This window comes from Pseudomonas fluorescens, assembly GCF_902497625.1.
Taxonomy (GTDB): domain Bacteria; phylum Pseudomonadota; class Gammaproteobacteria; order Pseudomonadales; family Pseudomonadaceae; genus Aquipseudomonas; species Aquipseudomonas fluorescens_BQ.
Genome location: NZ_CABVGX010000070.1, coordinates 14,395 through 20,543, shown reverse-complemented (window position 1 = coordinate 20,543; position 6,149 = coordinate 14,395). Strand labels below are relative to the sequence as shown.

The 6,149-nt window shown below is 58.6% G+C and carries 4 protein-coding genes and 1 pseudogene; 2 read left to right on the top strand and 3 right to left on the bottom strand.

All coding sequences use genetic code 11. The features are described from left to right. The first annotated feature begins 243 nt into the window (after positions 1-243). The gene (locus F8N12_RS26310) at positions 244-984 is read left to right on the top strand and encodes a YciK family oxidoreductase (protein ID WP_150582993.1); all 741 of its coding nucleotides are present in this window, start codon (positions 244-246) and stop codon (positions 982-984) included. A 372-nt stretch (positions 985-1,356) separates the two neighbouring features. Next, complete coding sequence (locus F8N12_RS26305) at positions 1,357-2,283, top strand: GGDEF domain-containing protein (protein WP_150582992.1); 927 nt, start codon at positions 1,357-1,359, stop codon at positions 2,281-2,283. A gap of 52 nt (positions 2,284-2,335) precedes the next feature. Here F8N12_RS26305 and F8N12_RS26300 read toward each other — a convergent pair whose 3' ends face one another. From F8N12_RS26300 to F8N12_RS28000, 3 genes and pseudogenes are all read right to left on the bottom strand, one after another. Then, positions 2,336-4,210, bottom strand: coding sequence for an MFS transporter (locus F8N12_RS26300; protein WP_150582991.1), 1,875 nt, complete (start codon positions 4,208-4,210; stop codon positions 2,336-2,338). Positions 4,211-4,277: 67 nt separating this feature from the next. After that, entirely contained in the window at positions 4,278-5,420 is a 1,143-nt protein-coding gene (locus tag F8N12_RS26295) for a TDT family transporter (protein ID WP_150582990.1), read from the bottom strand. Between the two features lie 139 nt (positions 5,421-5,559). Next, positions 5,560-6,149: pseudogene (locus F8N12_RS28000) on the bottom strand (MFS transporter); the annotation flags it as partial.

Here is a 6,149-nt window from a genome sequence, read left to right as displayed (position 1 = left end):
CAGCTGCTACAGGGAGCGCGGTTTCTGCTACAGGGGACGCAGCCTTCGGCAGCTGCTACAGGGAGCGCGGTTTCCGCTACAGGGGACGCAGCCTTCGGCAGCTGCTACAGGGAGCGCGGTTTCTGCTACAGGGGACGCAGCCTTCGGCAGCTGCTACAGGGGGAGCGGTCTCTTGCTACAGGATTGCGCTTTGCCTTCCGGCCTCGCTCATATCCGCATTTAATGATTTGCAGAGGTTTTTTTATGTTTGATTATTCCGCCCGCCCCGAATTGCTCAAAGGCCGGGTCATTCTGGTCACCGGCGCCGGTCGTGGCATCGGTGCAGCTGCTGCGAAGACTTATGCCGCGCATGGCGCCACCGTTTTGCTGCTGGGCAAGACTGAAGCCAACCTGACTCAGGTCTACGACGAAATCGAGGCTGCCGGTGGCCCGCAACCCGCGGTGATCCCGTTCAACCTGGAAACCGCCCAGCCGCATCAATACGATGAGCTGGCGGCGATGATTGAAACCGAGTTCGGCCATCTCGACGGCCTGCTGCACAACGCGTCGATCATCGGCCCGCGCACCCCGATCGAACAGCTGTCCGGCGAAAATTTCATGCGCGTGATGCACGTCAACGTTAATGCGATGTTCATGCTCACCAGCACATTGTTGCCACTGTTGAAGCTGTCGCAGGACGCGTCAGTGGTGTTCACCTCAAGCAGCGTCGGCCGCAAGGGTCGTGCTTATTGGGGCGCGTACGGTGTGTCCAAATTTGCCACCGAAGGGCTGATGCAAACTCTGGCGGACGAAGTCGACACCGTAGCGCCGGTGCGCTCCAACAGCATCAATCCGGGCGCGACCCGAACCAGCATGCGCGCACAGGCCTACCCCGGTGAGAACCCGCTGAACAATCCGACGCCTGAAGACATCATGCCGGTTTACCTTTACTTGATGGGACCGGACAGCACCGGCATCAACGGCCAGGCATTCAACGCACAGTAGTGCCGCACGTCGCATTTGTTTCGCGGCGTAAATTCGTCGCGAAACGATAATAACGTCGTAAATGAGCATTGAAACTGTCAAACAACTGCCGCCTCAACGCTCATAAATGCTTGATTAACGCTTCAATATATTGATTTAGAAAGGTTTTATATCTAGTGAACCGAATGGCTTAACTCTGGCTCTAATCCTGCTCAGACACGCCGTGTGACAGCAAATGGGGCGCCGCTTGAGTCGACAGACTACGTAAGTTCGACAAAGCAGATTAGACTTGTACGAAATGTCCTACGGGACTGACGGACCAGTACGACGCGCAGCCTAAAGCCGCTCTCACCCAGCCTGTAAGACAGCTTACTGCTTAGGGGCGACTGCTATATGAAATCACCTTCCCAGACCAACGCAATTGACTTTGATAGCGCCAAATTGCAACGCCTGGGCTTTGGTCAACAGCCTGCAATTCTGGAACGGCCGGTCAGTCTTGCGCAACTGCGCCAGCAATTGAGTCTGCAGTTGCAGACGAGCCTGGAACCGCAGCGCATTCTGGGGCTGTTCTTCCGGGAGATTCAGCGACTGGTACCGCTTGATGCCTTGAGCTATACGCACAAGGCCAGTGATCTGCGTCTGGAGTTCGGCGTTCGCGGCCATCATTCGGTCAGCTACAGCCTCAGCCATGAAGGCGAGCATTTGGGCGAACTGGTGTTCCGCCGCAATCAGCGATTCAACGTGCAGGAACAGGCTAATCTCGAGTCGCTGCTGTCGGCGCTGCTGTACCCGATGCGCAACACCCTGCTTTATCGCGCGGCAACACAAAGTGCGTTGCGTGATCCGTTGACCGACACTGGCAATCGCATTGCCATGGACCAGACGTTGCAACGGGAAATCGAAATGTCCCGGCGTCATCTGCAACCTTTATCGCTGCTGATGCTGGACATCGACCACTTCAAACACATCAACGATACCCACGGCCACAGCGCCGGTGACGATGTACTGCGAGCGGTGGCCGCGTCGATCAAGAGCCAGCTGCGCAACGTCGACATGGTGTTTCGTTTCGGCGGTGAAGAGTTTTTGATTCTGCTGTCGAACACCGGCCGCGAAGCTGCAGCGATAGTCGGTGAGCGTTTACGATTCGCCGCGCAGGCACGCAATTATTCCGCCGATGGCAACACCATCGAACTGACGGTCAGCCTCGGCTGCTCGACCTTGATGCCTGGTGAATCGTCCGAAAGCTTGCTGCGCCGTGCCGACAGCGCGCTGTACGTGGCCAAGCGCGAAGGTCGTAACCGCTTGGCGATGGCGGGCTGAGCCAGCGTCATGGCGGGCACGCCCCGCAGCGGCCCGCGCCAGTCTGGAGTTGTTAACGCAGCGTTCCGCGCAACTCGCCGACCAAGGCTTGCAGCTTCACCGGCTCAGCCGATTCTACCGCTACCGCCGGCCCGGCGACCAATGTCACCCGCGACCACAACCGACGGAACACGCCCTTATCCGGGTCGCGGCTGAAAAAACTCCCCCACAACCCTTGCAACGCCAACGGAATCACCGGCACCGGCGTCTCTTCAAGAATCCGTCGCAGCCCGCCCTTGAACTCATTGATCTCGCCATCGGCGGTCAACTTGCCTTCCGGGAAAATACACACCAGCTCGCCTTCTTTCAGGTATTGAGCAATGCGCGTGAAGGCTTTTTCGTATATCTGGATGTCTTCCTGACGCCCTGCTATGGGAATCGTCCCCGCCGTGCGAAAGATGAAGTTCAGCACCGGCAGATTGTAGATTTTGTAATACATCACAAAGCGAATCGGCCTGCGCACGGCGCCGCCAATCAGCAAGGCGTCGACGAAGGACACATGATTGCAGACCAGCAAAGCCGCGCCTTCGTCAGGTATCACATCGAGATTGCGATGCTCCACGCGGTACATGGAATGGCTGAGGAGCCAGATCATGAAGCGCATGCTGAACTCGGGGACGATCTTGAATATATAGGCGTTGACGCCGATGTTGAGCAGCGACACCACCAGAAACAGCTGGGGAATCGACAGCTTGGCCATGCTCAACAATACGATCGAGACAATCGCCGAGATCACCATGAACAGCGCGTTGAGAATGTTGTTGGCGGCTATCACCCGCGCCCGCTCGTTCTCCGGGGTGCGCGACTGAATCAAGGCGTACAGCGGCACAATGTAAAAACCGCCGAAGATCCCCAGCCCCAGAATGTCGATCAATACCAGCCAGGTGTGGCCAAAGCCGAGCACTGCAATCCAGCCGTGGCCGCTGACGCTGTCCGGTATTCCCCCGGAATGCCACCACAGCAGCAGGCCGAACACGGTCAGACCGAACGAGCCAAAGGGCACCAGGCCAATCTCGACTTTGCGCCCCGAGAGCTTTTCACAGAGCAGCGAACCGAGCGCGATCCCTACCGAGAATACGGTCAGAATCAGCGTTACCACGGTTTCGTCGCCGTGCATCCACTCCTTCGCGTAGGCCGGAATTTGCGTCAGATAAATCGCGCCGACAAACCAGAACCACGAATTGCCGACAATCGAGCGCGACACCGCCGGCGTTTGCCCCAGGCCCAGCTTCAAGGTGGCCCAGGATTGACTGAAGATGTTCCAGTTCAGGCGCATTTCCGGGGATGACGCCGCGGCGCGGGGAATGCTGCGGCTGGCCAGGTAACCGAGCACGGCGATGCCGACGATTGCAACGGACACAATGGGCGCGTATTGCGCCGACGACATCATGATCCCGGCGCCGATGGTCCCGGCAAGAATCGCCAGGAAAGTGCCCATTTCCACCAGGCCATTGCCGCCAACCAGTTCATCTTCATGCAGCGCTTGCGGCAGGATCGAGTACTTCACTGGCCCAAACAGTGCCGAATGCGTGCCCATGGCGAACAGCGCGACCAGCATCAGCGCCAAGTGATCGAATACAAAGCCGACGGCGCCTACCGCCATGATCGCGATTTCGCCGAGCTTGATCAGACGAATCAGCGCGTCCTTGGCGAACTTCTCACCGAACTGGCCGGCCAGGGCCGAGAACAGGAAGAACGGCAAGATGAACAGCAGTGCGCACAGATTGACCCAGATCGAGCGATCACCCTCGATGGTCAGCTTGTAGAGGATGGCGAGGATCAGCGACTGCTTGAAGATGTTGTCGTTGAACGCGCCAAGTGATTGGGTAATGAAAAATGGCAGGAAGCGCCGGGTACGAAGCAAGGCGAACTGTGAGGGGTGACTCATCTTCCGTGTGTCCCTTGTCTGGGTAGAGATTCAGATTCAGGGCCACACATTACCTAATCCTGGTGATTTATTTCGCTAATCCTGCAAGGCAGGGCGAAACAAACAACTCCCCGCTCCAGGCACCCTGCACAGTACGCCGGGCGACGATCAGCCACATCACCGCCAACAACGCCACCAACACACAGCCGAAAACAGTGAAGAAGGTCAGTTGCAAGGTGCTGGCGAGTTTCAACGTGGCCAGCGCATAAACGCCCAGTGGAAAGATGAAGCCCCACCAGCCGAGGTTGAATGGAATGCCGGCACGCAGGTAACGCACGGTGATCAGCAGCGCGATCAGCATCCACCACAGCCCAAAGCCCCAGAGCAGAATTGCGCCGATCAGACCGAGGCCGGCGGCCATTTCGCCGATGCCTGGCAGGCCGTTGGCGGCGAAAATGGCCGGTGCATCGGCGCCCAGCAGCAACATACCGAGCGCGCCAGTGCCGATGGGGCCCAGCGCCAGCCAGCTGGAAGCGGCCATGCTCGAGGGTGGCAGCTTGTGCAGGGCCATGCGCAGTAACAGGATGGTCAGAATGCTGAACGCCACAGGTAGGGAAAATGCCCAGAGCACGTAGCTGGTCACCAGCATCAGAAATTGCGAATGGCCATCGGCGAGGTGCGGAGCGAGCAAGCCACCGCTGGCGGCCGCGACTTCCGCCGCCACCACGGGCAGCAGCCATACCGCCGTCATCTGGTCGATGCTGTGCTCCTGTCGGGTGAACATGAGATATGGAATCAACACGCCGCAGGCCAGCGACAGTGCGACATCCAGCCACCAGAGGGCTTCAGCGAGCGCAATGACGCCCTCGCCCCAGCGCGGCACACCGAACAGCAGAGCCCCATTGATGAGGGTCGCCAACCCCATCGGGATGGTGCCGAAAAACATCGAGACCGTGGAATGGCCGAAGATGCGTCGCGCTTCGTCGAAGAACATTACCCAGCGTGCGGCATAGAGCGCAGTGAATGCAGTGAACAAAAGAATGTTGAATAACCACAACGCCTCGGCCACGGCGTGAACTCCGCGATTGGCCGACGGTAATTGTGCAAGCGCCAGCGCCAGCACGCCGGTGCCCATGGTAGCGGCGAACCAATTCGGAGTGAATTGGCGGATGACTTCGCGCGGGTGCTGTAGATGGCTGAAGGGTTTGAATCGAATTGCGCTGTATGTCATGGCGAACTCCTTTCCTCTGGAGAGGTGGAGTTCATGGTGGACCAGAACGGAATATCTATATAACGGGTAATATCTGTAACTGTTATCTGTTTTACGGATATGCAGTGATTGGGACCGCTTTCGCGAGCACGCTTGGCTCCTAAAGAGGTTTTTTGCCGGACGCATGATTTGGCCGGCGTTCCGTCCACTGGCGCAAAAACGTCCACAACGCCACGAGCGAAAGAACGATCAATACCGCGCCATAGCCATCGGTGGTCGCGACCAGACCGAAAGTGCGCGTCATGCTCCCCGCCATTAACGCCGGCAGGCAGAATGCCAGATAGCTGAGCACATAGAATGCCGACATCAAACCGGCCCGCTCATGGGGCAGCGCCAAGGGCACGACGCTGCGCAGCGCACCCAGAAAGCTCGCGCCGAAGCCACAGCCGGCCACCAAGGTCCCTATAAAAAACAGCGACAGGCTGGCGCTGTGCACCGCCACCAGAATCAATGCAACACCGGCTGGCAAAAAGCTCGCACCTATCCGCAGCACCTGGTCTGCCGGCCGACTGCGCAAGCTGTAAATCATCAGTGCACCGGTGACGGTCAGGGCAGCTACGGTGGCACCGCCAATCAGATTGGAAGTCGAGCCCGTGGCCGTGCGCACCAATGACGGCGCGAGGGATGCATAAAAACCACCCAGCGCCCAGGCCGCGAGGTTCAGCGGCAGCACCCGCCCCAACGTCCGCC

Bases quoted from the DNA above. Each gene is read 5' to 3' on its own strand.
- F8N12_RS26310 (WP_150582993.1), top strand. From the start codon at position 244: ATGTTTGATTATTCCGCCCGCCCCGAATTGCTCAAAGGCCGGGTCATT.
- F8N12_RS26295 (WP_150582990.1), bottom strand. From the start codon at position 5,420: ATGACATACAGCGCAATTCGATTCAAACCCTTCAGCCATCTACAGCAC.
- F8N12_RS26300 (WP_150582991.1), bottom strand. From the start codon at position 4,210: ATGAGTCACCCCTCACAGTTCGCCTTGCTTCGTACCCGGCGCTTCCTG.
- F8N12_RS26305 (WP_150582992.1), top strand. From the start codon at position 1,357: ATGAAATCACCTTCCCAGACCAACGCAATTGACTTTGATAGCGCCAAA.